General features: G+C 59.3%; 18 protein-coding genes. 4 read left to right on the top strand and 14 right to left on the bottom strand.

Annotated features, from left to right (window positions below; translation table 11 throughout):
• Window positions 1-125 precede the first annotated feature (125 nt).
• The 9 genes from sucD to sdhC all read right to left on the bottom strand — a co-directional run bounded on the left by sucD (window position 126) and on the right by sdhC (window position 11,510).
• Entirely contained in the window at window positions 126-1,007 is an 882-nt protein-coding gene (gene sucD, locus C4J87_RS08565) for a succinate--CoA ligase subunit alpha (RefSeq protein WP_048729999.1), read from the bottom strand.
• Complete coding sequence (sucC, locus tag C4J87_RS08560; protein ID WP_003190011.1) at window positions 1,007-2,173, bottom strand: ADP-forming succinate--CoA ligase subunit beta; 1,167 nt, start codon at window positions 2,171-2,173, stop codon at window positions 1,007-1,009. The genes sucD and sucC overlap by 1 nt, the downstream gene beginning before the upstream one ends.
• Before the next feature lie 204 nt (window positions 2,174-2,377).
• Window positions 2,378-3,814 (bottom strand): dihydrolipoyl dehydrogenase, encoded by a 1,437-nt coding sequence (gene lpdA, locus C4J87_RS08555; RefSeq protein WP_124366430.1) that lies wholly within the window; start codon window positions 3,812-3,814, stop codon window positions 2,378-2,380.
• Window positions 3,815-3,922: 108 nt separating this feature from the next.
• On the bottom strand, window positions 3,923-5,149 hold the full coding sequence (gene odhB, locus C4J87_RS08550) for a 2-oxoglutarate dehydrogenase complex dihydrolipoyllysine-residue succinyltransferase (RefSeq protein ID WP_124366429.1): 1,227 nt from the start codon (window positions 5,147-5,149) through the stop codon (window positions 3,923-3,925).
• A gap of 44 nt (window positions 5,150-5,193) precedes the next feature.
• Window positions 5,194-8,025 carry a 2-oxoglutarate dehydrogenase E1 component gene (locus tag C4J87_RS08545; protein WP_124361978.1) on the bottom strand — a complete coding sequence of 944 codons (2,832 nt, stop codon included), beginning with the start codon at window positions 8,023-8,025 and terminating at the stop codon, window positions 5,194-5,196.
• Window positions 8,026-8,281: 256 nt separating this feature from the next.
• Entirely contained in the window at window positions 8,282-8,986 is a 705-nt protein-coding gene (locus tag C4J87_RS08540) for a succinate dehydrogenase iron-sulfur subunit (RefSeq protein ID WP_003172807.1), read from the bottom strand.
• Window positions 8,987-8,997: 11 nt separating this feature from the next.
• Complete coding sequence (gene sdhA, locus C4J87_RS08535; protein ID WP_124361977.1) at window positions 8,998-10,770, bottom strand: succinate dehydrogenase flavoprotein subunit; 1,773 nt, start codon at window positions 10,768-10,770, stop codon at window positions 8,998-9,000.
• 3 nt (window positions 10,771-10,773) lie between these two features.
• Window positions 10,774-11,142, bottom strand: a complete 369-nt coding sequence (sdhD, locus tag C4J87_RS08530) for a succinate dehydrogenase, hydrophobic membrane anchor protein (protein ID WP_003233245.1) — start codon at window positions 11,140-11,142, stop codon at window positions 10,774-10,776.
• Window positions 11,136-11,510 carry a succinate dehydrogenase, cytochrome b556 subunit gene (sdhC, locus tag C4J87_RS08525; RefSeq protein ID WP_124361976.1) on the bottom strand — a complete coding sequence of 125 codons (375 nt, stop codon included), beginning with the start codon at window positions 11,508-11,510 and terminating at the stop codon, window positions 11,136-11,138. Before sdhC ends, sdhD begins: the two co-directional genes overlap by 7 nt.
• 365 nt (window positions 11,511-11,875) lie before the next feature.
• Between sdhC and gltA the strand changes: the two genes are divergently transcribed.
• A complete protein-coding gene (gene gltA, locus C4J87_RS08520) occupies window positions 11,876-13,165 on the top strand; it encodes a citrate synthase (RefSeq protein WP_124361975.1) in 1,290 nt (429 codons plus the stop codon).
• A 245-nt stretch (window positions 13,166-13,410) separates the two neighbouring features.
• On the opposite strand, the gene C4J87_RS08515 is transcribed toward gltA, so the two are convergent.
• The 3 genes from C4J87_RS08515 to C4J87_RS08505 all read right to left on the bottom strand — a co-directional run bounded on the left by C4J87_RS08515 (window position 13,411) and on the right by C4J87_RS08505 (window position 16,490).
• Window positions 13,411-15,069, bottom strand: coding sequence for a cation acetate symporter (locus tag C4J87_RS08515; protein ID WP_124366428.1), 1,659 nt, complete (start codon window positions 15,067-15,069; stop codon window positions 13,411-13,413).
• Window positions 15,066-15,377, bottom strand: a complete 312-nt coding sequence (locus C4J87_RS08510) for a DUF485 domain-containing protein (protein ID WP_124361973.1) — start codon at window positions 15,375-15,377, stop codon at window positions 15,066-15,068. The genes C4J87_RS08515 and C4J87_RS08510 overlap by 4 nt, the downstream gene beginning before the upstream one ends.
• A gap of 261 nt (window positions 15,378-15,638) precedes the next feature.
• Complete coding sequence (locus C4J87_RS08505) at window positions 15,639-16,490, bottom strand: glycine betaine ABC transporter substrate-binding protein (RefSeq protein ID WP_003233255.1); 852 nt, start codon at window positions 16,488-16,490, stop codon at window positions 15,639-15,641.
• 333 nt (window positions 16,491-16,823) lie between these two features.
• Between C4J87_RS08505 and C4J87_RS08500 the strand changes: the two genes are divergently transcribed.
• Window positions 16,824-18,377, top strand: a complete 1,554-nt coding sequence (locus tag C4J87_RS08500) for a glycosyl hydrolase family 17 protein (protein WP_124366427.1) — start codon at window positions 16,824-16,826, stop codon at window positions 18,375-18,377.
• Window positions 18,378-18,497: 120 nt separating this feature from the next.
• Here the strand turns inward: C4J87_RS08500 and C4J87_RS08495 are convergent, their stop codons facing one another.
• Window positions 18,498-18,866 carry a hypothetical protein gene (locus C4J87_RS08495; RefSeq protein WP_124366426.1) on the bottom strand — a complete coding sequence of 123 codons (369 nt, stop codon included), beginning with the start codon at window positions 18,864-18,866 and terminating at the stop codon, window positions 18,498-18,500.
• A gap of 234 nt (window positions 18,867-19,100) precedes the next feature.
• Here C4J87_RS08495 and C4J87_RS08490 point away from each other — a divergent pair, with 234 nt between their 5' ends.
• The gene (locus C4J87_RS08490; RefSeq protein WP_057722697.1) at window positions 19,101-20,399 is read left to right on the top strand and encodes a serine/threonine protein kinase; all 1,299 of its coding nucleotides are present in this window, start codon (window positions 19,101-19,103) and stop codon (window positions 20,397-20,399) included.
• The gene (locus C4J87_RS08485; protein WP_124366425.1) at window positions 20,392-21,180 is read left to right on the top strand and encodes a VacJ family lipoprotein; all 789 of its coding nucleotides are present in this window, start codon (window positions 20,392-20,394) and stop codon (window positions 21,178-21,180) included. The genes C4J87_RS08490 and C4J87_RS08485 overlap by 8 nt, the downstream gene beginning before the upstream one ends.
• Before the next feature lie 206 nt (window positions 21,181-21,386).
• Here the strand turns inward: C4J87_RS08485 and C4J87_RS08475 are convergent, their stop codons facing one another.
• A complete protein-coding gene (locus C4J87_RS08475) occupies window positions 21,387-22,301 on the bottom strand; it encodes a DUF808 domain-containing protein (RefSeq protein ID WP_124366424.1) in 915 nt (304 codons plus the stop codon).
• Window positions 22,302-22,371: the final 70 nt, after the last annotated feature.

Below are 22,371 nucleotides of genomic sequence, written 5' to 3'. Positions count from 1 at the left end.
CACCGTCATCGGGAGCAAGCCCCCTCCCACATGGGACCGAGACATTTCAATAAATGGGCGGCCCAAATGCACAAAGGCCACCCGAAGGTGGCCTTTGCTGGTAAAGCGTCAGCTAAGCGCGAGGCTTACTTGACAGCCCAACCGGTCAGCTCGGACAAAGCCTTGCCGATGTCTGCCAGCGAACGCACGGTTTTCACGCCTGCGTCTTCCAGGGCAGCAAACTTCTCGTCTGCAGTGCCCTTGCCGCCAGAGATGATTGCGCCAGCATGGCCCATGCGCTTGCCCGCAGGGGCAGTCACACCAGCGATGTAGGAAACAACCGGCTTGGTCACGTGTGCCTTGATGTAGGCAGCGGCTTCTTCTTCAGCCGAACCGCCGATCTCACCGATCATGACGATCGCTTCGGTCTTCGGGTCTTCCTGGAACAGCTTCAGGATGTCGATGAAGTTGGAGCCTGGGATCGGGTCACCGCCGATGCCGACGCAAGTCGACTGACCGAAACCGGCGTCAGTGGTCTGCTTCACAGCTTCGTAGGTCAGGGTGCCGGAACGGGAAACGATACCGACTTTGCCTGGCAAGTGAATGTGACCTGGCATGATGCCGATCTTGCATTCGCCTGGAGTGATAACGCCTGGGCAGTTAGGGCCGATCAGGACAACGCCCAGCTCGTCGCACTTAACTTTAGCGTCCAGCATGTCCAGGGTAGGAATGCCTTCGGTGATGCACACGATCAGCTTGATGCCGCCGAATGCCGCTTCCAGGATGGAATCTTTGCAGAAAGGTGCTGGAACGTAGATCACGCTGGCGGTAGCGCCAGTGGTTTCTACAGCTTCTTTCACGGTGTTGAACACTGGCAGGCCCAGGTGCTCGGTGCCGCCTTTGCCCGGAGTTACGCCGCCAACCATCTTGGTGCCGTATTCGATGGCTTGCTGGGTGTGGAAACTACCTTGCGAACCGGTAATACCCTGGCAGATAACTTTGGTGTCTTTATTGATCAGGACGCTCATTATTTGCCCTCCGCAGCTTTGACAACTTGTTGAGCAGCGTCGGTCAGGCTGGTAGCCGCGATGATGTTCAAACCGCTTTCTGCCAGTACTTTAGCGCCCAGTTCAGCGTTGTTACCTTCAAGGCGAACAACAACCGGGATTTTAACGCCAACTTCTTTCACTGCACCGATGATGCCTTCGGCAATCATGTCGCAACGAACGATGCCGCCGAAGATGTTGACCAGTACTGCAGCGACGTTGGAGTCGGACAGGATGATCTTGAACGCTTCGGTAACGCGTTCCTTGGTAGCGCCACCACCTACGTCGAGGAAGTTGGCTGGTTTGCCGCCATGCAGGTTGACGATGTCCATGGTACCCATGGCCAGGCCGGCACCGTTGACCATGCAGCCGATGTTACCTTCCAGGGCTACGTAGTTCAGTTCGAACTTGGCAGCGTGCGCTTCGCGCGGATCGTCCTGGGACGGATCGTGGAAAGTCTTCAGCTTAGGCTGACGGTACATGGCGTTGGCGTCGATGTTGATCTTGGCGTCGAGGCAATGCAGATCGCCGTCAGCCTTGATCACCAGCGGGTTCACTTCCAGCAGGGCCAGATCGTGATCCTGGAACAGTTTGGCCAGACCGACGAAGATCTTGGCGAACTGGGCAACTTGCTTGCCTTCCAGGCCCAGCTGGAAAGCCAGCTCGCGACCCTGGAATGGCTGAGCGCCAACCAGTGGATCAATAGTGGCTTTCAGAATTTTTTCTGGGGTTTCGTGAGCGATCTTCTCGATGTCCACGCCACCTTCGGTGGAAGCCATGAACACGATGCGACGGCTCGAACGGTCAACGACAGCGCCCAGGTACAGCTCTTTAGCGATATCAGTGCACGATTCAACCAGGATCTTGGTGACTGGCTGGCCATTGGCATCAGTCTGGTAAGTCACCAGACGCTTGCCCAGCCACTGCTGTGCGAAGGCCTTGGCGTCTTCTTTGCTGCGAACCAGCTTAACGCCGCCCGCTTTACCGCGACCACCGGCGTGGACCTGGGCTTTGACAACCCACTCGCTGCCGCCGATTTTGTCGCAAGCTTCTGCTGCTGCTTCCGGGGTGTCTACTGCGTAGCCCTTGGAAACTGGCAGGCCGTATTCAGCGAACAGCTGCTTACCCTGATACTCGTGAAGATTCATGCTTTTTACCGTCTTCGTTAGGTACTGCGCATTCGGCGCTGCGCTCATTATGAGTGCCGCGCCACCTGTGACTGCTGCTTGCGCAACTTGCAGGGCTTATGGCCCGTAAAGCTGCGCAAGGCTGCGTCCAGCGGATATTCCGCGGTGAGTCTTGCGCGCAAGGCTCACGACGGGCAACTCCGCCGTGGTTTCTTATTATCTCGCTTAGCGCTTCTTGCGGTTGGCGATGTGGATGGCGCCGCCATTCACAGCCAACGCTGCTTCGTGCAACGCTTCGGACAGGGTCGGATGGGAGAAGACCATCATGCCCAGGTCTTCGGCACTGGTGCCGAATTCCATGCCGATCGCGCCTTGCTGAACCAGTTCTGCAGCGCTTGGGCCAATCACGTGGACGCCCAATACGCGGTCAGTCTTGGCATCAGCGATGACTTTGACAAAACCACCGGTGTCGTTGGCTGCCATGGCACGGCCAGAAGCGGCAAACGGGAAGGTGCCGACGTTAACTTCAACGCCTTCAGCTTTCAACTGCTGTTCGTTCTTGCCGACCCATGCAATTTCCGGGTGGGTGTAGATAACCGATGGAATCAGGTCGTAGTTCATCTGGGTCTTGTGACCCTTGATGCGCTCGACAACCATGATGCCTTCTTCGGAAGCCTTGTGGGCCAGCATCATGCCACGAACCACGTCGCCGATCGCGTAAACGCCCGGTACGGTGGTTGCGCAGTGATCGTCAACGTGGATGAAACCACGCTCATCGATGCTTACGCCGCTGTCGGAAGCCAGCAGGTCGGTGGTCACTGGACGGCGACCAACGGCTACGATCAGCTTGTCGAAGGTGATGGTCTGCTCGCCTTCCTTGTCGGTGTAGGTCACGACCACTTCTTCGCCGTTGACTTTAGAACCGGTAACACGGGCGCCCAGCTTGATGTCCAGACCTTGCTTGGTCAGGGTCTTGTAGGCTTCCTTGGACACGGCGGTGTCGGCAGCCAGCAGGAACGTGTCCAGGGCTTCGAGCACGGTCACTTCGGAACCCAGGCGCGACCATACCGAACCCAGCTCCAGGCCGATGACGCCGGCGCCGATCACGCCCAGGCGCTTAGGTACGGCCTGGAATTCCAGGGCGCCGGTCGAATCAACGATCACGTTCTGATCGACTGGAGCCGGTGGAATGTCGATTGGACGCGAACCCGGTGCCAGGATCACGTTCTCGGCTTCGATGACTTCAACCGAGCCGTCCGGCTTGGTGATTTCAACTTTCTTGCCGGCCAGCAGTTTGCCGTGACCTTGCAGGGAAGTAACGCCGTTGGCCTTGAACAAGGTGGCAACGCCGGAAGTCAGGCCTTTGACGATGTTGGCTTTACGGCCGATCATCGCTGGCACGTCCATGGTCACGCCAGCATGGTTGATGCCGTGAATCGCGAAGCCATCCTGGGCTTCGTGGAATTTCCAGGAGCTGTCCAGCAGCGCCTTGGACGGAATGCAACCCACGTTCAGGCAGGTACCACCCAGCGCCAGTTTGCCTTCCTTGTCGGTGTACTTTTCGATGCAAGCAGTCGAGAGGCCCAGTTGTGCGGCCTTGATGGCGGCAACATAGCCGCCAGGGCCTGCACCAATCACTACAACGTCAAATTTCTGTGTCATAAAAAGGTTCCCTTTTTAGCTGCAAGCTACAAGCCGCACGCCGCAAGTTGAAAGCACCGCTCGCCGCTTTGGGCTTGGCGCTTGCAGCTTGCGACCTGCAGCTGCTTTTTAGATATCCAGAAGCAGGCGAGCCGGGTCTTCCAGCAGGTTCTTGATGGTCACCAGGAACGTCACGGCTTCCTTACCATCGATCAGGCGGTGATCGTAAGACAGCGCCAGGTACATCATTGGACGGATCACGACCTGGCCGTTGATGGCCATCGGACGCTGGATGATGTTGTGCATGCCCAGGATCGCAGCTTGCGGTGGGTTGACGATCGGCGTCGACATCATCGAACCGAAGGTACCACCGTTGGTGATGGTGAAGGTACCGCCGGTCATCTCGTCGATGGTCAGCTTGCCGTCACGGGCTTTCTTGCCGAAGCCGGCGATGCCGCCTTCGATTTCGGCCAGGCTCATCAGCTCGGCGTTACGCAGAACCGGAACCACCAGGCCACGGTCGCTGGACACGGCAACGCCGATGTCTGCATAGCCATGGTAAACGATGTCGGCGCCGTCGATGGAAGCGTTGACTGCCGGGAAGCGCTTCAGCGCTTCGGTGGCCGCTTTCACGAAGAACGACATGAAGCCCAGGCGCACGCCGTTGTGGGACTTCTCGAACAGATCCTTGTACTTCGAACGCAGGGCCATGACTTCGGTCATGTCGACTTCGTTGAACGTGGTCAGCATCGCCATGTTCGACTGAGCTTCAACCAGGCGCTTGGCCACGGTGGCACGTACACGGGTCATCGGTACGCGCTTCTCGGTGCGGTCGCCGGCGGCGAATACAGGCGCGGCGGCAGCTGGAGCAGCGGCCTTGGCAGGTGCGGCAGCCGGAGCGTTTTTCTTGGCTTCAATAGCAGCAACCACGTCTTCCTTGGTAACACGGCCGTCTTTGCCGGTGCCTTTGATGGAAGCCAGGTTGATACCGTTCTCTTCAGCCAGTTGACGCGCAGCCGGTGCAGCGATTGGGTCTTCGCCACCTGCAGCCGGAGCGGCGGCCGGGGCAGCAGAGGCAGCGGCAGCCGGTGCGGCAGCAGCAGGCGCGGCAGCAGCGCTGCCCTCTTCGATCGAGCCCAGTACCTGGTTCGACAGAACGGTAGCGCCTTCTTCTGCAACGATCGCGCCCAGCACGCCGTCGGCTTCGGCCAGCACTTCCAGCACAACCTTGTCGGTCTCGATGTCGACGATCAGGTCGTCACGCTTGACGGCCTCGCCTGGTTTCTTGTGCCAGGTGGCAACGGTGCCATCGGCAACCGATTCCGGGAATGACGGGGCTTTGATTTCGATAGCCATTATCTGTAGGTCCTTAAAATTCGGTTTCAGTCAGCGCGAAGGCGTTAAACAGTGAAAGCATCTTGCAGCAGTTTTTCCTGCTGCTCGGCGTGCATCGACGCGTAGCCACAAGCAGGTGCAGCAGATGCATCACGACCGGCGTACTCCAGGCCCAAAGCCTTGTTGTGGTTGCCGATGCTGCGACGCAGGTGATGCTGGCTGCTGTACCAGGCGCCCTGGTTCATCGGTTCTTCCTGACACCACACGACATTCGTGAGGTTGGTGTAAGGCGCGATGATCTCCATGAGGTCATCTTCCGGGAACGGGTAAAGCTGCTCGATACGCACGATGGCGATGTCTTCGCGGCCTTCGGCACGGCGTTTTTCCAGCAGATCGTAGTAGACCTTGCCGCTGCACAGGATCAGGCGAGTGACCTTGGCGGCGTCCAGCGTATCGATTTCTGGAATAACGGTCTGGAACGAACCTTCGGCCAGGTCTTCCAGGGTCGAAACGGCCAATTTGTGACGCAACAGCGATTTGGGAGTCAACACGACCAGCGGCTTGCGCAGCGGGCGGATTACCTGGCGACGCAGCAAGTGGTAGATCTGCGCCGGGGTCGTCGGTACGCACACCTGGATGTTGTGCTCGGCGCACAACTGCAGGTAACGCTCCAGACGGGCCGAGGAGTGCTCCGGACCCTGGCCTTCATAACCATGGGGCAACAGCATGGTCAGGCCGCACAGACGGCCCCACTTGTGCTCGCCGCTGGTGATGAACTGGTCGATAACCACCTGGGCACCGTTGGCGAAGTCGCCGAACTGGGCTTCCCAGATCACCAGCGCCTGCGGCGTGGTGGTGGAGTAGCCGTATTCGAACGCCAGTACGGCTTCTTCGGACAGGAAGGAATCGTACAGGTCGAAACGTGGCTGGCCTTCGTACAGGTTCTGCAACGGGATGTAGGTGCCCGCGTCTTTCTGGTTGTGCAACACGGCATGACGGTGCGAGAACGTACCGCGGCCGATGTCCTGGCCGGTCATGCGGATCGGGTGACCTTCGAACGCCAGGGTCGCGTACGCCATGGTTTCGGCGTAACCCCAGTTGATCGGCAGGCCGCCGGCTTGCATCTTCTGACGGTCTTCGTAGATCTTCGCAACCTGGCGCTGAACCACGAAGCCTTCAGGGATTTCCAGCAACTTGGCAGACAACTCCTGCAAGGTCTTCAAGTCGAAGCTGGTGTCATGGCGCGCGGTCCAGGTGTGACCCAGGTACGGACGCCAGTCGACGAACAGCTCTTTGTTCGGCTCCTTGACCAGGCTCTTCACTACATGCAGGCCGTTATCCAGCGCGTTGCGGTATTCATCGATTTTCGCCTGAACACGCGCATCATCCAGCACGCCGGCCTTGGTCAGGCTTTCGGCGTACAGCTCACGGGTGGTGCGCTGCTTGGTGATCTGCTGGTACATCAACGGCTGGGTGCCGCTTGGTTCGTCCGCTTCGTTGTGACCGCGACGGCGGTAGCAAACCAGGTCGATCACCACGTCACGCTTGAATTGCATGCGGTAGTCGACAGCCAGTTGGGTCACGAACAGTACGGCTTCCGGGTCATCGCCATTCACATGGAGAATCGGCGCCTGGATCATCTTGGCAACGTCGGTGGCGTACTCGGTGGAGCGCGCATCCAGCGGGTTGCTGATGGTGAAGCCAACCTGGTTGTTGATGACGATGTGAACCGTACCGCCGGTCTTGAAGCCGCGGGTCTGCGACATCTGGAACGTTTCCAGGACCACGCCTTGACCGGCGAATGCCGCGTCACCGTGGATGGAAATCGGCAGCACCTTTTCACCGGTGGTGTCGTTACGACGATCCTGGCGAGCGCGCACCGAACCCTCGACCACTGGAGATACGATTTCCAGGTGGGAGGGGTTGAAGGCCATGGCCAGGTGAACTTCACCGCCGGTGGTCATGACGTTGGACGAGAAGCCCTGGTGGTATTTAACGTCACCGGAACCCAGTTCGACCTTCTTCTTGCCTTCGAACTCGTCGAACAGCTCGCGCGGGTTCTTGCCGAAGGTGTTGACCAACACGTTCAGGCGGCCACGGTGAGCCATGCCGATCACGACTTCCTTGGTGCCGTAGGAACCGGAACGCTGGATCAGCTCGTCGAGCATCGGAATCAGGCTTTCGCCGCCTTCCAGGCCGAAACGCTTGGTGCCCGGGTATTTGGTACCCAGGTATTTTTCGAGACCTTCAGCGGCTGTCACGCGCTCGAGCAGGTGGCTGCGCACATCGGCGGACAATACCGGACGGCCACGCACGCCTTCCAGGCGGTGCTGGAACCACTGGCGTTGCTCGGAATCGGTGATGTGCGTGAACTCAGCGCCGATGGTGCGGCAATATGTCTGCTGCAACGCTTCGTGAATTTCGCGTAGGCTCGCTTCCTCTTTGCCGATGAACAGGTCGCCGGCACGGAAGGTCGTATCAAGATCGGCATTGGTCAAGCCGTAATGATTGATCGACAGGTCAGCAGGTGCAGGACGCTGCCAGAGCCCCAGCGGGTCAAGCTGGGCCGCCTGGTGGCCACGCATCCGGTAAGCCTGGATCAGTCGCAGTACTTCAACTTGCTTCTTCTCGTGCTCACTGCTCACGCTGCCGGCGGAAACCGGTTGGGCGCGGCGCTGGTTCTTTGCCAGCAGCACGAAATGATCGCGAATCGCAGCATGCGATACATCGGTGGCAGCGTTGCCGTCTGAAGACAACGTCTGAAATTTGGTGCGCCATTCTTCTGGCACAGCGTTAGGGTCGTGCAGGTAGAGCTCATAAAGCTCTTCCACATAGGCAGCGTTACCACCTGAAAGATAGCCGCTGTTCCACATGCGCTGCATCACGCTTTCTTGCATGCTTGGTCACCCTCGATTTGGGGACACCACCGGCGAAAACACCGAGTTTGCTTGCAAAAGGCCAAGTGCAGCGACCAAAACAAGCCACTTAGGATCACGCTGATAGTTCGGGTACCAACCCGAATGCCCCTGCTTGTCTCATTTCTTCAAAATAAGAGCCGCGGCTTTGTAAGTCGCTGCTCAAGTTAAAACTACGGCGCCGGTTGAAGCCTGCGCCGCAGCATTTACGGGCACAACGGTCCTGCTTTTACGTCAGTTACACGCCGCTTTGCAGCAGCATGTTACGGATGTGACCAATGGCCTTAGTCGGGTTCAGGCCTTTGGGACATACGTTGACGCAGTTCATGATCCCGCGGCAGCGGAATACGCTGAACGGGTCATCCAGTGAAGCCAGACGCTCGGACGTCTTGGTGTCACGGCTGTCTGCCAGGAAGCGGTAGGCTTGCAGCAGCGCAGCCGGGCCCAGGAACTTGTCCGGGTTCCACCAGAAGGATGGGCAGGACGTCGAGCAGCAAGCGCACAGGATGCACTCGTACAGGCCGTCGAGTTTTTCACGCTCTTCCGGGGACTGCAGACGCTCGATGGCCGGAGCCGGCGTGTCGTTCTGCAGGAATGGCTTAACTTTCTCGTATTGCTTGTAGAAGATGCTCATATCGACAACCAGGTCACGGATAACCGGCAAACCTGGCAGTGGACGAACGATCAGCTTGTTGCCCTTGACCACGGCGGACAGCGGCGTGATGCACGCCAGGCCGTTTTTGCCGTTGATGTTCATGCCGTCGGAACCGCACACACCTTCACGGCAAGAGCGACGATAGGAGAAACCTTCGTCCTGCTCTTTGATCAGTGCCAGTACATCCAGCACCATCAGGTCTTTACCACCGGTATCGACCTGGAACTCCTGCATGAACGGCGCGGCGTCCTGATCAGGGTTGTAGCGGTAAACACTGACTTTCAACATGGCAGCCACCCTTAGTAAGTCCGAATCTTCGGTTCAAACGTCGGCACCGTCTTCGGCGAGAAGTTCACGGCACGCTTGGTTACGCGCTTGTCACCCGGGAAGTACAGGGTGTGGCACAACCAGTTCTCGTCGTCGCGGTCTTCAAAGTCTTCACGAGCGTGGGCGCCACGGGATTCCTTACGAACCTCGGCGGCGATCGCAGTCGCTTCTGCCACTTCCAGCAGGTTTTGCAGCTCAAGGGCTTCGATACGCGCGGTGTTGAACGCCTGGCTCTTATCGTTGATCTTGACGTTGGCGATGCGCGTGCGCAGGTCGGCCAGCTGGGCGATGCCCTTCTGCATGTATTCGCCGGTACGGAACACACCGAAGTAGTTCTGCATGCAGCTTTGCAGCTCGCGACGCAGGGTTGCCACGTCTTCGCCGTCAGTGCGCTCGTTCAGAGCGTTCAGGCGCGCCAGGGCGGCTTCGATGTTGGCGTCGGTGGCGTCATCGTATTCGATGCCGTCGGTCAGAGCTTTTTCCAGGTGCAGGCCGGCAGCGCGGCCGAATACCACCAGGTCGAGCAGCGAGTTGCCGCCCAGGCGGTTGGCACCGTGAACCGATACGCAGGCCACTTCGCCTACCGCGAACAGACCATGGATGATCTCGTCCACGCCATCGGCGTTCTGGGTGATCGCCTGGCCATGAATATTGGTCGGCACGCCGCCCATCATATAGTGGCAAGTCGGAACCACTGGCACCGGCGCAACCACCGGGTCAACGTGAGCAAAGGTCTTGGACAGCTCGCAGATACCTGGCAGACGGCTGTGCAGCACTTCTTCGCCCAGGTGATCGAGCTTGAGCAGTACGTGGTCGCCGTTCGGGCCACAGCCGTTGCCGGCGATGATTTCCTTGACCATCGAACGGGCCACGACGTCACGACCAGCAAGGTCTTTCGCGTTCGGCGCATAACGCTCCATGAAACGCTCGCCGTGCTTGTTGATCAGGTAGCCACCTTCACCACGGCAACCTTCGGTCACCAGTACACCGGCGCCGGCGATGCCGGTCGGGTGGAACTGCCACATTTCGATGTCTTGCACCGGTACGCCTGCACGCAGTGCCATGCCGACGCCGTCACCGGTGTTGATCAGGGCATTGGTGGTCGACGCGTAGATACGCCCTGCACCGCCGGTCGCCAGCACGGTAGCCTTGGCGCGGATGTAGGTGGTTTCACCGGTTTCGATGCAGATGGCGATCACGCCGACGAACTCGCCCTTGCCGTTCTTCACCAGATCGACAGCGTAGTACTCGTTCAGGAACGTGGTACCGGCTTTCAGGTTGCCCTGATAAAGGGTATGCAGCAGCGCGTGACCGGTACGGTCGGACGCGGCGCAGGTACGGGCAGCCTGGCCGCCTTTACCGTAATCCTTGGACTGACCGCCAAACGGACGCTGATAGATACGGCCTTGCTCGGTACGGGAGAACGGCAGACCCATGTGGTCCAGCTCGAACACCGCAGCCGGGCCTTCCTGACACATGTACTCGATAGCGTCCTGGTCACCGATGTAGTCGGAACCCTTGACGGTATCGTACATGTGCCAGCGCCAGTCATCGTTCGGGTCGGCAGAAGCGATGGCGCAGGTAATGCCACCCTGGGCCGATACGGTGTGCGAACGCGTCGGGAACACCTTGGTGATCACGGCGGTCTTGTGCCCGCCCTGGGCCAGCTGCAGCGCAGCGCGCATGCCGGCACCGCCGCCACCAATAATGATGGCGTCGAATGAAATAGTAGGAATGTTAGCCATGAATCAGATACCCCAAAGAATCTGCACACCCCAGACGAAGTAAGCGAACATCGCGATGCCGCATACTGCCTGGAAGAGGAAACGGACTGCGGTCGCGGACTTGCCCAGCGCCATTGGCGTCAGGTAGTCGGTCGCGATGGTCCACATGCCGACCCAGGCGTGAGCGCCCAGGGCCACAAGGGCCAGCAGACTGAAGATTCGCATCGCATTGTGGGCGAACAGGCCGTGCCATTGCTCATAGCCGATGCCCGGGTTTGCGACGAGGTATCCGATCAGGAAAATGAAATAAGCCGCGAGAACGACCGCAGACACACGCTGTGCCATCCAGTCATAGAGGCCCGAACGCGACAGATTCGTTACGCTGGTTACCATATCCAAACTCCTGCCAGAACGATCAGCACCACGGAAATGGCGATGATGATTTTCGAGCCCAGGCGGCCGCCTTCCAGCGTCTCACCGATACCCGCATCCATGATCAAGTGGCGCACACCGGCTACCAGGTGATACAGCAGAGCGGACAGCAGGCCCCACGCTACGAACTTGGCCAGTGGGCTGGTCAAGGTTGCCTTCACCTCGGCGTAACCTTCCGCGGAACCCAGGGATTTGCTCAATGCGTAAAGCATGATGCCCAGGCCCAGGAACAGGATGATGCCGGAAACACGGTGCAGGAACGACGTAACGCCGGTGATGGGGAGTTTGATGGTCCTTAGGTCTAGGTTTACAGGTCGTTGGCTATTCACGGCTTTTTTTCACACTGAAGAGCCCCTAACAATCAGGGCAAAGTTGTTGGGGAGTGCGACTGGTCAGGTAAGCACCACCCAGGGAGTGCGACCCCCAATGAAAGCAAGCCCAAAAGCCCTTGGCGGTCGGTGGCCGAGTATAGACAGTTAGGTTACTAATGACAACGCGCACACCTCACCCTAATAGCTGATTGCGCTGACGCGATAAAAGGCGTAAATGGCAGGCAATTTCGACGAAAAAGTACGGTTAAAGCCTTCTGGAGCAAGACTTTAGGCAAATTGACATCTGAATTTATCTCACTATAGTGGTGCGGGCCCTGCGTGGGGGGTCTGTCTGATGATTTGAAGCATAAATAGGAGGCCACATGGCTGACAAAAAAGCGCAGTTGATCATCGAGGGCGCAGCCCCCGTCGAGCTGCCCATTTTAACCGGCACCGTTGGTCCCGATGTTATCGACGTACGGGGCCTGACGGCCACGGGCCGTTTCACTTTCGACCCAGGCTTCATGTCGACCGCTTCTTGCGAGTCGAAGATCACCTATATCGACGGCGACAATGGCATCCTGCTGCACCGCGGCTACCCGATCGAACAACTGGCTGAACAGTCGGACTACCTGGAAACCTGCTACCTGCTGCTAAATGGCGAACTGCCAACAGCCGAGCAAAAGGCCCAGTTCGTCAGCACCGTGAAGAACCACACCATGGTTCACGAGCAGTTGAAGACCTTCTTCAACGGCTTCCGTCGCGACGCCCACCCGATGGCCGTCATGTGCGGCGTGGTCGGCGCCCTGTCGGCCTTCTATCACGACTCCCTGGACATCAATAACGCCGAGCATCGCGAAATTTCCGCGATCCGCCTGGTCGCCAAGATGCCAACCCTGGCCGCGATGGTTTACAAGTACTCCATGGGCCAGCCCATGATGTACCCGCGCAACGACCTGACGTACGCGGAAAACTTCCTGCACATGATGTTCAACACCCCGTGCGAGATCAAACCGATCAGCCCGGTGCTGGCCAAGGCAATGGACCGGATCTTCATCCTCCACGCCGACCACGAGCAGAACGCCTCCACCTCTACCGTGCGCCTGGCAGGTTCGTCGGGTGCCAACCCGTTCGCCTGTATCGCCGCCGGTATCGCCGCACTCTGGGGCCCTGCCCACGGCGGTGCGAACGAAGCCGTCTTGACCATGCTCGATGAAATCGGCGATGTGTCCAACATCGACACCTTCATCGCCAAGGCCAAGGACAAGAACGATCCGTTCAAGTTGATGGGCTTCGGTCACCGGGTCTACAAGAACCGCGACCCGCGCGCCACCGTAATGAAGCAGACCTGCGACGAAGTGTTGAAGGAACTGGGCATCAAGAACGACCCGCAACTCGAACTGGCCATGCGCCTGGAAGAGATCGCCCTGACCGACCCATACTTCATCGAACGCTCGCTGTACCCGAACGTCGACTTCTACTCGGGGATCATCCTCAAGGCGATCGGCATTCCAACCAGCATGTTCACCGTGATCTTCGCCCTGGCGCGGACCGTGGGCTGGATCTCCCACTGGAAGGAAATGCTCTCGAGCCCGTACAAGATTGGCCGCCCGCGCCAGCTGTACACCGGCTACGAGTCGCGTGACATTACCAAGCTGGAAGATCGCAAGTAAGCATTTAGCTGCATGCTGTACTGAGAACGGCCTCCCTTAGTGGAGGCCGTTTTTGTTTGGGTCGCCTGATATACCGCTATCGGGAGCAAGCCCCCTCCCACAGTTGACCGCATTCTCATGTTGGAACTCGGTCAACTGTGGGAGGGGGCTTGCTCCCGATGGCCGTGGCCCAGACACCACCAAACCCTAGGCAAAAAAATACCCCAGCCTTTCGACCAGGGTATTTTTCCTATCCAGCCATAGGCTTAGTGGTTAACCGCCCCACTCGCCCCCAGACCAGTCTGCGAACGCACAAACTGCGGGAAGTACAGCGCACGCTCTTTCTCTGCCGCCGCCGACTTGTCGGTGATGGAGAAGAACCAGATACCCACGAACGCGATGATCATCGAGAACAACGCCGGGTATTCATACGGGAAGATCGCCTTCTCGTGGTGCAGGATCGACACCCAGATGGTCGGGCCCAGGATCATCAGGCCCACGGCGCTGATCAAGCCCAGCCAGCCGCCGATCATGGCGCCACGGGTGGTGAGGTTTTTCCAGTACATGGAAAGCAGCAGCACAGGGAAGTTACAGCTGGCCGCAATCGAGAACGCCAGGCCGACCATGAACGCGATGTTCTGGCTTTCGAACAGGATACCCAGACCGATAGCCAGCACTGCCAGGGCGATCGTGGTGATCTTCGACACGCGAATCTCATCTTTCTCGTTGGCCTTGCCCTTCTTGATCACGCTGGCATACAGGTCATGGGACACCGCCGAGGCACCGGCCAGGGTCAAGCCGGCAACCACCGCAAGGATGGTGGCGAAGGCCACGGCCGAGATGAAGCCCAGGAAGATACTGCCGCCCACCGCGTTGGCCAGGTGCACCGCCGCCATGTTGTTGCCGCCCAGCAAGGCGCCTGCGGCATCCTTGAACGCCGGGTTGGTGCTGACCAGCAGGATCGCGCCAAAGCCGATGATGAACGTCAGGATATAGAAGTAGCCGATAAAGCCGGTGGCATACAGCACGCTTTTGCGCGCTTCTTTCGCATCACTCACGGTGAAGAAGCGCATCAGGATGTGCGGCAGGCCCGCAGTACCGAACATCAGCGCAAGCCCCAGGGAGAACGCCGAGATCGGATCTTTCACCAGGCCGCCCGGGCTCATGATCGCTTCACCTTTGGGGTGAACTTTGATCGCCTCGGAAAACAGCATGTTGAAGTCGAAGTTGACGTGCTTCATCACCATCAGCGCCATGAACGAGGCACCGGACAGCAGCAGCACCGCCTTGATGATCTGCACCCAGGTGGTCGCCAGCATGCCGCCGAACAGCACGTACATGCACATCAGGATACCGACCAGGATCACCGCAACGTGGTAATCGAGGCCGAACAGCAGCTGGATCAGCTTGCCCGCGCCGACCATCTGCGCGATCAGGTAGAACGCTACCACCACCAGCGAACCACAGGCCGACAGGCTGCGGATCTGGGTTTGCCCGAGACGATAGGACGCCACGTCAGCAAAGGTGTACTTGCCCAGGTTGCGCAGGCGCTCGGCGATCAGGAACAGAATGATCGGCCAGCCCACCAGGAAGCCGATCGAATAGATCAGGCCGTCGTAGCCGGAGGTGAACACCAGCGCGGAAATCCCCAGGAAGGACGCCGCCGACATGTAGTCGCCGGCAATCGCCAGGCCGTTCTGGAAACCGGTGATCTTGCCGCCGGCCGCATAGTAGTCGGCCGCCGATTTGTTGCGCTTGGACGCCCAGTAGGTGATGCACAGGGTAGCGCCGACGAACGCGACAAACATCACGATGGCCGAGACATTCAGGGGTTGCTTTTGCACTTCGCCGGTCAATGCGTCGGCCGCCCAGAGGGCCGGAGCAAACAGCGAAGCGCCGAGTACCGCCAATAGACGCCGGATCATTGCGCAGCCTCCTTGAGAATCGCATTGTTCAGGTCGTCAAATTCGCCGTTGGCCCGGCGCACGTAGATGCCGGTCAGGATGAAGGCGGACACAATCAGTCCGACGCCCAGGGGAATGCCCCAGGTAATCGACGAGCCGGGGCTGATCTTGGCCCCCAGCACGTGTGGCCCGTAGGCGATCAACAGGATGAAACCGGAGTAAAGCCCTAGCATGATCGCCGAGAGAATCCAGGCGAACTTTTCTCTTTTTCTGACCAGCTCCTTGAAACGCGGGCTGTTTTGAATCGAGAGGTAAATGCTGTCGTTCATTGTTTTTATCCTCGCAGCACAGCTTTTTTATTATTGGAACGTATCCACTGTATGCGGCTGTGGAAAGGGTTCCAGACGACCTTAGTAGTAGATCGAGTGTAGCGAGGGATTGCTGGAGCACAGAAAAAATTGAGGCGGTGCAAAACTAATGTGGGAGGGGGCTTGCTCCCGATGGCGGTGTGTCAGCTGAAAACTGGCTGGCTGACACACCGCTATCGGGAGCAAGCCCCCTCCCACAAGGGATTGCATCAAGATGCAGGGTTATTTAGCGGTCCACTCAGCGACACGCTCAGGGTGCTTGGCCACCCAATCCTTGGCCGCTGCATCAGGCTTGGCGCCCTCCTGGATAGCGAGCATGACTTCACCGATTTCATCCTTGGAGGCCCACTGGAACTTCTTCAGGAAGGCCGCGACTTCCGGCGCTTTCTTCTCCAGGCCCTTGCTGCCAATGCTGTTGACGGTTTCAGCAGCACCATAAATTCCTTTTGGGTCATCCAGGAAACGCAGTTTCCACTTGGCAAACATCCAGTGCGGCACCCAACCGGTGACGGCGATGGATTCCTGCTTGTCTTCGGCGCGGGTCAGTTCGGCGATCATTGCGGCGCCCGAGCTGGCTTGCAGTTTGTAGTCAAGGCCGTATTGCTTGATGGCTTCGTCGGTCTTGAGCATCACGCCTGAACCGGCGTCGATGCCGACGATCTTGTTTTTAAACGTGGTGTCGGTCTTGAGGTCTTCGATGGACTTGGCCTTGACGTACTCCGGCACGATCAAGCCAATTTTTGCATCCTTGAAGTTGGGGCCGTAGTCGACCACTTTATCCTTGTTCTTGGTCCAGTATTCACCGTGAGTCACCGGCAGCCAGGCGGACAGCATGGCGTCGAGCTTGCCGGTGGCAACGCCCTGCCACATGATCCCGGTGGCGACCGCTTGCAGTTTCACGTCATAGCCGAGCTTCTGCTTGATCACTTCTGCCGCCACATGGGTGGTGGCAACGCTGTCGGACCAGCCGTCCACGTAACCGATGCTCAGGGTTTTGCTGTCGGCGCTGGCCAGTGTGGAGCCCATCGCAACTACCAGAGTGGCAGCTGCGCCCAAGAGTCGTCGCATCTTCATATGTGCTTCCCCGAAAGTGCTGCGCCCGACGAATGCCGAGCGACGTCAACCTGTTGTTATACGGTGCACCGCGCCCCCTTCACGCGCATCGATCCGGTTGCTGAGGCATCAGTGGAGTACTGACAGTTTTATCATCAACCTGCGTAGGCCTTTGCCCTGCTCTGTCAGCGACCTTGGTTGAGCAAGAAACGACATCACATCGCCAGTAGACCACTTTGCAGGACTTGCCCACCTGTTCCCGCCCGAACTTTGCATGTCAAAAGTATGCGGCCCCACTGGAACGCGACAATTACGGGTAAGATGCGCGCCTTTGCTCCCCCAGATAAGCCGACCATGCCCGCGACTGCCCGCCTCCCTGCCCTGCCCTATGTTTTCGCCTTGTTCATTGGCTTGCTTGCCCTCGTCGGCTACTGGTATGGCCTCGGCCGGCCGGTGGTGCTGCCGGATGTGGCGAGCGCCAGCCACAAGCTGCAATGTGCGTCCTATACGCCGTTCGACAAGGACCAGTCGCCGTTCGACCAGCCATTCCAGCTGCGCCCCGAGCGCATGGACGCCGATCTGGCCCTGCTGGCCACACGCTTTGAATGCATCCGCACCTATTCCATGACCGGCCTGGAAGCCTTGCCGGGCATGGCGCGCAAGCATGGCTTGAAGGTGATGGCCGGCGCTTGGGTCAGCAGTGACCCGGTAGCCACTCAAAAGGAAATCGACGAGTTGATCACGGCGGCCAATGCCAACCCGGACGTAGTGACCTCGGTGATCGTCGGCAACGAAGCGCTGTTGCGCAAGGAAGTCACCGCCAAACAACTGGTGATGCTGATCCAAACGGTCAAGCGCCAGATCAAGCAACCGGTCACCTACGCCGATGTGTGGGAGTTCTGGCTGCAACACCCGGAAATTGCCCCGGCGGTGGATTTCCTGACCATTCACCTGCTGCCGTACTGGGAAGATGAGCCGTCCGGCATCGACCAGGCGCTCAAGCACGTAGGCGATGTACGCCAGACCTTCGGCCACAAGTTTGCGCCCAAGGACATCCTGATCGGCGAAACCGGTTGGCCCAGTGAAGGCCGCCAGCGCGAAACCGCCTTGCCGAGCCGGGTCAACGAAGCCAAGTTCATGCGTGGTTTTGTCGCCATGGCCGAAGCCAATGGCTGGCGTTACAACCTGATCGAAGCCTTTGACCAGCCCTGGAAGCGCGCCAGTGAAGGCGCAGTGGGCGGTTATTGGGGCCTGTTCGATGCTGATCGCCAGGACAAGGGCACCCTCGCCGGGCCAGTCAGCAACGTACCGTACTGGCCGCTGTGGTTGGGCGTTGGTGGGATGATTCTGCTGGGCACATTGGTTTTAGGCGGGCGCGTGCGCACAACCCGCGCGGCCCTCGCACTGCCGCTGCTGGGTGCGATTGCCGCATGCTCCCTCGGCACCTGGGCCGAACTGACTCGCGTCACCGCGCGCTTTAATGATGAATGGGTGTGGGCAGGCTTGCTGGTGGTGTTGAACCTGCTGGTACTGGCCCACGCCGCCCTGGCACTCAGCGCCAGGGACGGCTGGCGTGAACGCGCATTCAACTGGCTGCAGCAACGTGCGGGCAGGCTGGTGGCGATTGCCGGCTTTGCCGGTGCGGTGATGATGCTGGCGCTGGTGTTTGACCCGCGTTATCGCAGCTTCCCCAGCGCGGCACTGGTGTTGCCGGCCCTGGTGTACCTGGTGCGCCCGGTGAGCGGGCCGCGTCGGGAGATTGCGTTGCTGGCCTTCATCATCGGTGCCGGCATTGCGCCGCAGCTGTTCCGGGAAGGTTTGTTGAATCAGCAGGCGTGGGGGTGGGCGGTGGTGAGTGTGCTCATGGTTGCAGCTTTGTGGCGTTGCTTGCGAGTGCGCAAGTCCTAACACCGCCATCGGGGGCAAGCCCCCTCCCACATTTGACCGTATTCACAAATGGAAATGTGTGAACCCAATCAACTGTGGGAGGGGCGGTGCGACGGTTCGACTTGCCCCCGATTGGCCCTGTCAGGCGGCGCGAGGCTTCCTGACCAACCGCAACCCTGCAATCACCACAGCAAACACCGCAAACGTGGTGTTATACAAGGCCAGGGCCGGCAACCCAAACACCAGCCCCAGCACCGCCAGGCTCCATCCCGCCCGGCCCGGCACGAAAAACCCCAGCACCGAGGTCACCAGCGCGGCCCAGCCCAGCACCTTGAAATGAATCATCAAGCCCAGGTTCGAACGCACCTGGCATTCCCAACGGCTGGCCTCATCCGCACAGATGCCAACCCACTGCCCGTCTTCCATGAAGCCATAACGCGCAGCGTAACTGGCCGCCAACCATAACGGCAGGGCGATAAGCAGCAAAATCAACGGCAAACGACGGGACATGGGGCACTCCGATAGGCAAAAACGGCGCTCAGCTTAATCCCACGGCGGCCGTTAGCAAGGTGTCTGCGCAGATATCTGTTCATCAATGCGTGGCAAAGTGTATCTTCTGCCAGCTATTACTCCGATTCCGACGTTTTTTCCGACTTTTCGTGCCGAGGGCTGGCACTTCGGTGGCAACGCGGTGGTCATAGCCTGCGAATTTCATTCAGCACCTTTCCTCCTAGGGATTAAGTCATGCTCCGTTCCTTGCGCTGTGCTGCCTTGCTGGGCAGCCTTTTTTTGAGTGCGTCAGCACTGGCCGTCGATATCGACCAGGCCAGCTATGGCTACCCTTTGACGAACCCGTTCGAAGCGACCATTGCCACCACGCCGCCCGATCTTCGGCCAACCCTGCCGACTGACGACGAGATCAATCAATCCGACTACACCTTGAACATGCGCCCCGAGCGCGAGTTCAGCCTGCCGGACAACTTCTGGGCGGTGAAGAAACTCACCTACCGCATTGCCAAGCAGGACCGCGCCGCGCCGCTGATCTTCCTGATCGCCGGCACCGGTGCGCGGTTTGACAGCAGCATCAATGAATACCTGAAGAAACTGTATTACCAGGCCGGCTATCACGTGGTGCAGCTGTCGTCGCCGACCAGCTTCGACTTCATCAGCGCCGCGTCGCGCTTCGCCACCCCGGGCATCACCCAGGAAGACGCCGAAGACATGTACCGCGTGATGCAAGCCGTGCGCGCGCAGAACGCCTCGCTGCCAGTCACCGACTTTTACCTGACCGGCTATAGCCTGGGCGCCCTGGACGCTGCGTTTGTCAGCAAGCTAGACGAAACCCGTCGCAGCTTCAACTTCAAGAAAGTCCTGCTGCTCAACCCACCGGTCAACCTCTACACCTCGATCACCAACCTCGACAAGCTGGTACAGACCGAGGTCAAGGGCATCAACAACACCACCACCTTCTATGAGCTGGTACTGAGCAAGCTGACCCGTTACTTCCAGCAAAAGGGCTACATCGACCTCAACGACGCCCTGCTCTACGACTTCCAGCAATCCAAGCAGCACCTGACCAACGAACAGATGGCCATGCTGATCGGCACCTCGTTTCGTTTCTCCGCTGCCGACATCGCCTTCACCTCGGACTTGATCAACCGTCGCGGCCTGATCATCCCGCCGAAGTACCCGATCACCGAAGGCACCAGCCTCACGCCGTTCCTCAAGCGTGCCCTGCAGTGCGACTTCGACTGCTACCTCACCGAACAGGTGATCCCGATGTGGCGCGCCCGCTCCGACGGCGGCAGCCTGCTGCAACTGGTTGACCAGGTCAGCCTGTACGCGCTCAAGGACTACCTGCACGCCAGCCCGAAGATCGCCGTGATGCACAACGCCGACGACGTGATTCTGGGCCCGGGCGACCTGGGTTTCCTGCGTAAAACCTTCGGCGATCGCTTGACCGTCTACCCGCTGGGCGGCCACTGCGGCAACCTCAATTACCGCGTCAACGCCGACGCCATGCTGGAGTTCTTCCGTGGCTAAATATCTTCTGCTGCTTGCCGCACTGATGTGCGCGGGCGTGGCCAATGCCGACAACAGCAAGGCCCATGAACCGGTCAAGGTCGATGCCGACGGTTTCAAGGAGCCGTTGACCAAACTCAAGTTCAACGCCGGCCTGGACCAGCGTGAATTCGAGCGCTCGTCGCTGACCGCGCTCAACGTCTACGATCCACTGGAGTCGTGGAACCGCCGCGTGTACCACTTCAACTATCGCTTCGACCAATGGGTGTTCCTGCCGGTAGTGGACGGTTACCGCTACGTCACGCCGAGCTTCCTGCGCACCGGCGTGAGCAATTTCTTCAACAACCTGGGCGACGTGCCCAACCTGTTGAACAGCCTGCTGCAACTCAAGGGCCATCGCTCCCTGGAGACCACCGGACGCCTGCTGGTCAACACCACTATCGGCATCGCCGGCCTGTGGGACCCGGCCACCGCCATGGGCCTGCCGCGCCAGAGCGAAGATTTCGGTCAGACCCTGGGCTTCTACGGTGTGCCGGGCGGCGCCTACGTGGTTCTGCCGATCTTCGGCCCGTCGAACCTGCGCGATACCGCAGGCTTGCTGGTGGACTACACCGCCGAGTCGCAGATCAACTTCCTCAACGTGTCCGAGGTCAGCTCCAACCACCCGGAAATCTGGGCCCTGCGCGCCGTAGACAAGCGCTACCAGACCAGCTTCCGCTACGGCCAGATGAACTCGCCGTTCGAGTATGAGAAGGTGCGCTATATCTACACGGAATCGCGCAAGTTGCAGATTGCCGAGTAAACAGCGCCCCTTACAAGATCGTTCTCACGCTCCGCGTGGGAATGCCACCCAGGACGCTCCGCGTCCCGCTTTCAGCGCAAAATCCAGCACCTGCGCAAGGGTGACGCGGAGCGTCACGGGATGCATTCCCACGCGGAGCGAGGGAACGATCATCTCGCCCACAAAAAAGGCCATTCGACTGAATGGCCTTTTTTATGCCTGTTAGTTCATGCCCTGAGCGCCTTCCAGCCTTTGCCGACCACGCTGACCACTGCCAACACCACCGCCCCCGCAACTATCCCCGCCACCGCATTCAGCAATGTCGGCATCAACCACGCCAGCGCCCCGGTGTTCTGGCTCACGGTTTCGATCCAATGATGCACCACCGGCACGCCATGAGTCAGGATCCCGCCGCCGACCATGAACATCGCCGCCGTGCCGATCACCGACAGGCTTTTCATCATGTACGGTGCCGCACTCAAGATGGCGCCGCCAATACTGCGCGCCACTTGGCCCGGCTTCTGTGTCAGCCACAGCCCAAGGTCGTCGAGCTTGACGATACCCGCGACCAACCCGTAGACGCCTGCGGTCATGACAATGGCGATGCCCGACAGCACGATCACCTGCTGGGTAAGCTGGGCGTCAGCGACGATGCCCAGGGTGATCGCGATGATTTCGGCTGACAGGATGAAGTCAGTGCGGATCGCGCCTTTGATCTTGTCCTTTTCGAAGGCCACCAGGTCTGTCGCCGGGTCGGCCACCGCTTCGCTTAATTGCGCGTGATCGGCCTGGTCTTCTGCCTTGCTGTGCAGGAACTTGTGCGCGAGTTTTTCAAAACCTTCAAAGCACAGGTAAGCGCCGCCCAGCATCAATAACGGGGTCACAGCCCAGGGGGCGAAGGCGCTGATCAACAACGCCGTGGGCACCAGGATCAACTTGTTGACGAAAGAGCCCTTGGCCACCGCCCACACCACGGGAATTTCGCGCTCGGCGCGCACGCCGGAAACTTGCTGGGCGTTGAGCGCCAGGTCATCACCGAGCACACCCGAGGTTTTCTTCGCCGCCATTTTTGTCATCAGTGCAACGTCATCGAGTACAGCGGCGATATCGTCGAGCAAAACCAACAAGCTGCTTCCTGCCATGAATCGGGTATCCGTAAAGTGAGAGATGGCGCGAGCATAGCGCGGCGCAACGCTTTGCGGGCACATTGTT

Source organism: Pseudomonas sp. R1-43-08, assembly GCF_003852255.1.
GTDB lineage: Bacteria > Pseudomonadota > Gammaproteobacteria > Pseudomonadales > Pseudomonadaceae > Aquipseudomonas.
This window is presented reverse-complemented; position numbering and strand designations above follow the sequence as displayed.

Excerpts from the sequence above, each read along its gene's own strand:
- C4J87_RS08540 (WP_003172807.1), bottom strand. The coding sequence starts at position 8,986 with ATGTTGAAAGTCAGTGTTTACCGCTACAACCCTGATCAGGACGCCGCG.
- lpdA (WP_124366430.1), bottom strand. The coding sequence starts at position 3,814 with ATGACACAGAAATTTGACGTTGTAGTGATTGGTGCAGGCCCTGGCGGC.
- sucC (WP_003190011.1), bottom strand. The coding sequence starts at position 2,173 with ATGAATCTTCACGAGTATCAGGGTAAGCAGCTGTTCGCTGAATACGGC.
- C4J87_RS08510 (WP_124361973.1), bottom strand. The coding sequence starts at position 15,377 with ATGAACGACAGCATTTACCTCTCGATTCAAAACAGCCCGCGTTTCAAG.
- C4J87_RS08490 (WP_057722697.1), top strand. The coding sequence starts at position 19,101 with ATGCTCCGTTCCTTGCGCTGTGCTGCCTTGCTGGGCAGCCTTTTTTTG.
- gltA (WP_124361975.1), top strand. The coding sequence starts at position 11,876 with ATGGCTGACAAAAAAGCGCAGTTGATCATCGAGGGCGCAGCCCCCGTC.
- odhB (WP_124366429.1), bottom strand. The coding sequence starts at position 5,149 with ATGGCTATCGAAATCAAAGCCCCGTCATTCCCGGAATCGGTTGCCGAT.
- C4J87_RS08515 (WP_124366428.1), bottom strand. The coding sequence starts at position 15,069 with ATGATCCGGCGTCTATTGGCGGTACTCGGCGCTTCGCTGTTTGCTCCG.
- sdhA (WP_124361977.1), bottom strand. The coding sequence starts at position 10,770 with ATGGCTAACATTCCTACTATTTCATTCGACGCCATCATTATTGGTGGC.
- C4J87_RS08545 (WP_124361978.1), bottom strand. The coding sequence starts at position 8,025 with ATGCAAGAAAGCGTGATGCAGCGCATGTGGAACAGCGGCTATCTTTCA.
- sucD (WP_048729999.1), bottom strand. The coding sequence starts at position 1,007 with ATGAGCGTCCTGATCAATAAAGACACCAAAGTTATCTGCCAGGGTATT.
- C4J87_RS08505 (WP_003233255.1), bottom strand. The coding sequence starts at position 16,490 with ATGAAGATGCGACGACTCTTGGGCGCAGCTGCCACTCTGGTAGTTGCG.
- C4J87_RS08495 (WP_124366426.1), bottom strand. The coding sequence starts at position 18,866 with ATGTCCCGTCGTTTGCCGTTGATTTTGCTGCTTATCGCCCTGCCGTTA.
- sdhD (WP_003233245.1), bottom strand. The coding sequence starts at position 11,142 with ATGGTAACCAGCGTAACGAATCTGTCGCGTTCGGGCCTCTATGACTGG.
- C4J87_RS08500 (WP_124366427.1), top strand. The coding sequence starts at position 16,824 with ATGCCCGCGACTGCCCGCCTCCCTGCCCTGCCCTATGTTTTCGCCTTG.
- C4J87_RS08475 (WP_124366424.1), bottom strand. The coding sequence starts at position 22,301 with ATGGCAGGAAGCAGCTTGTTGGTTTTGCTCGACGATATCGCCGCTGTA.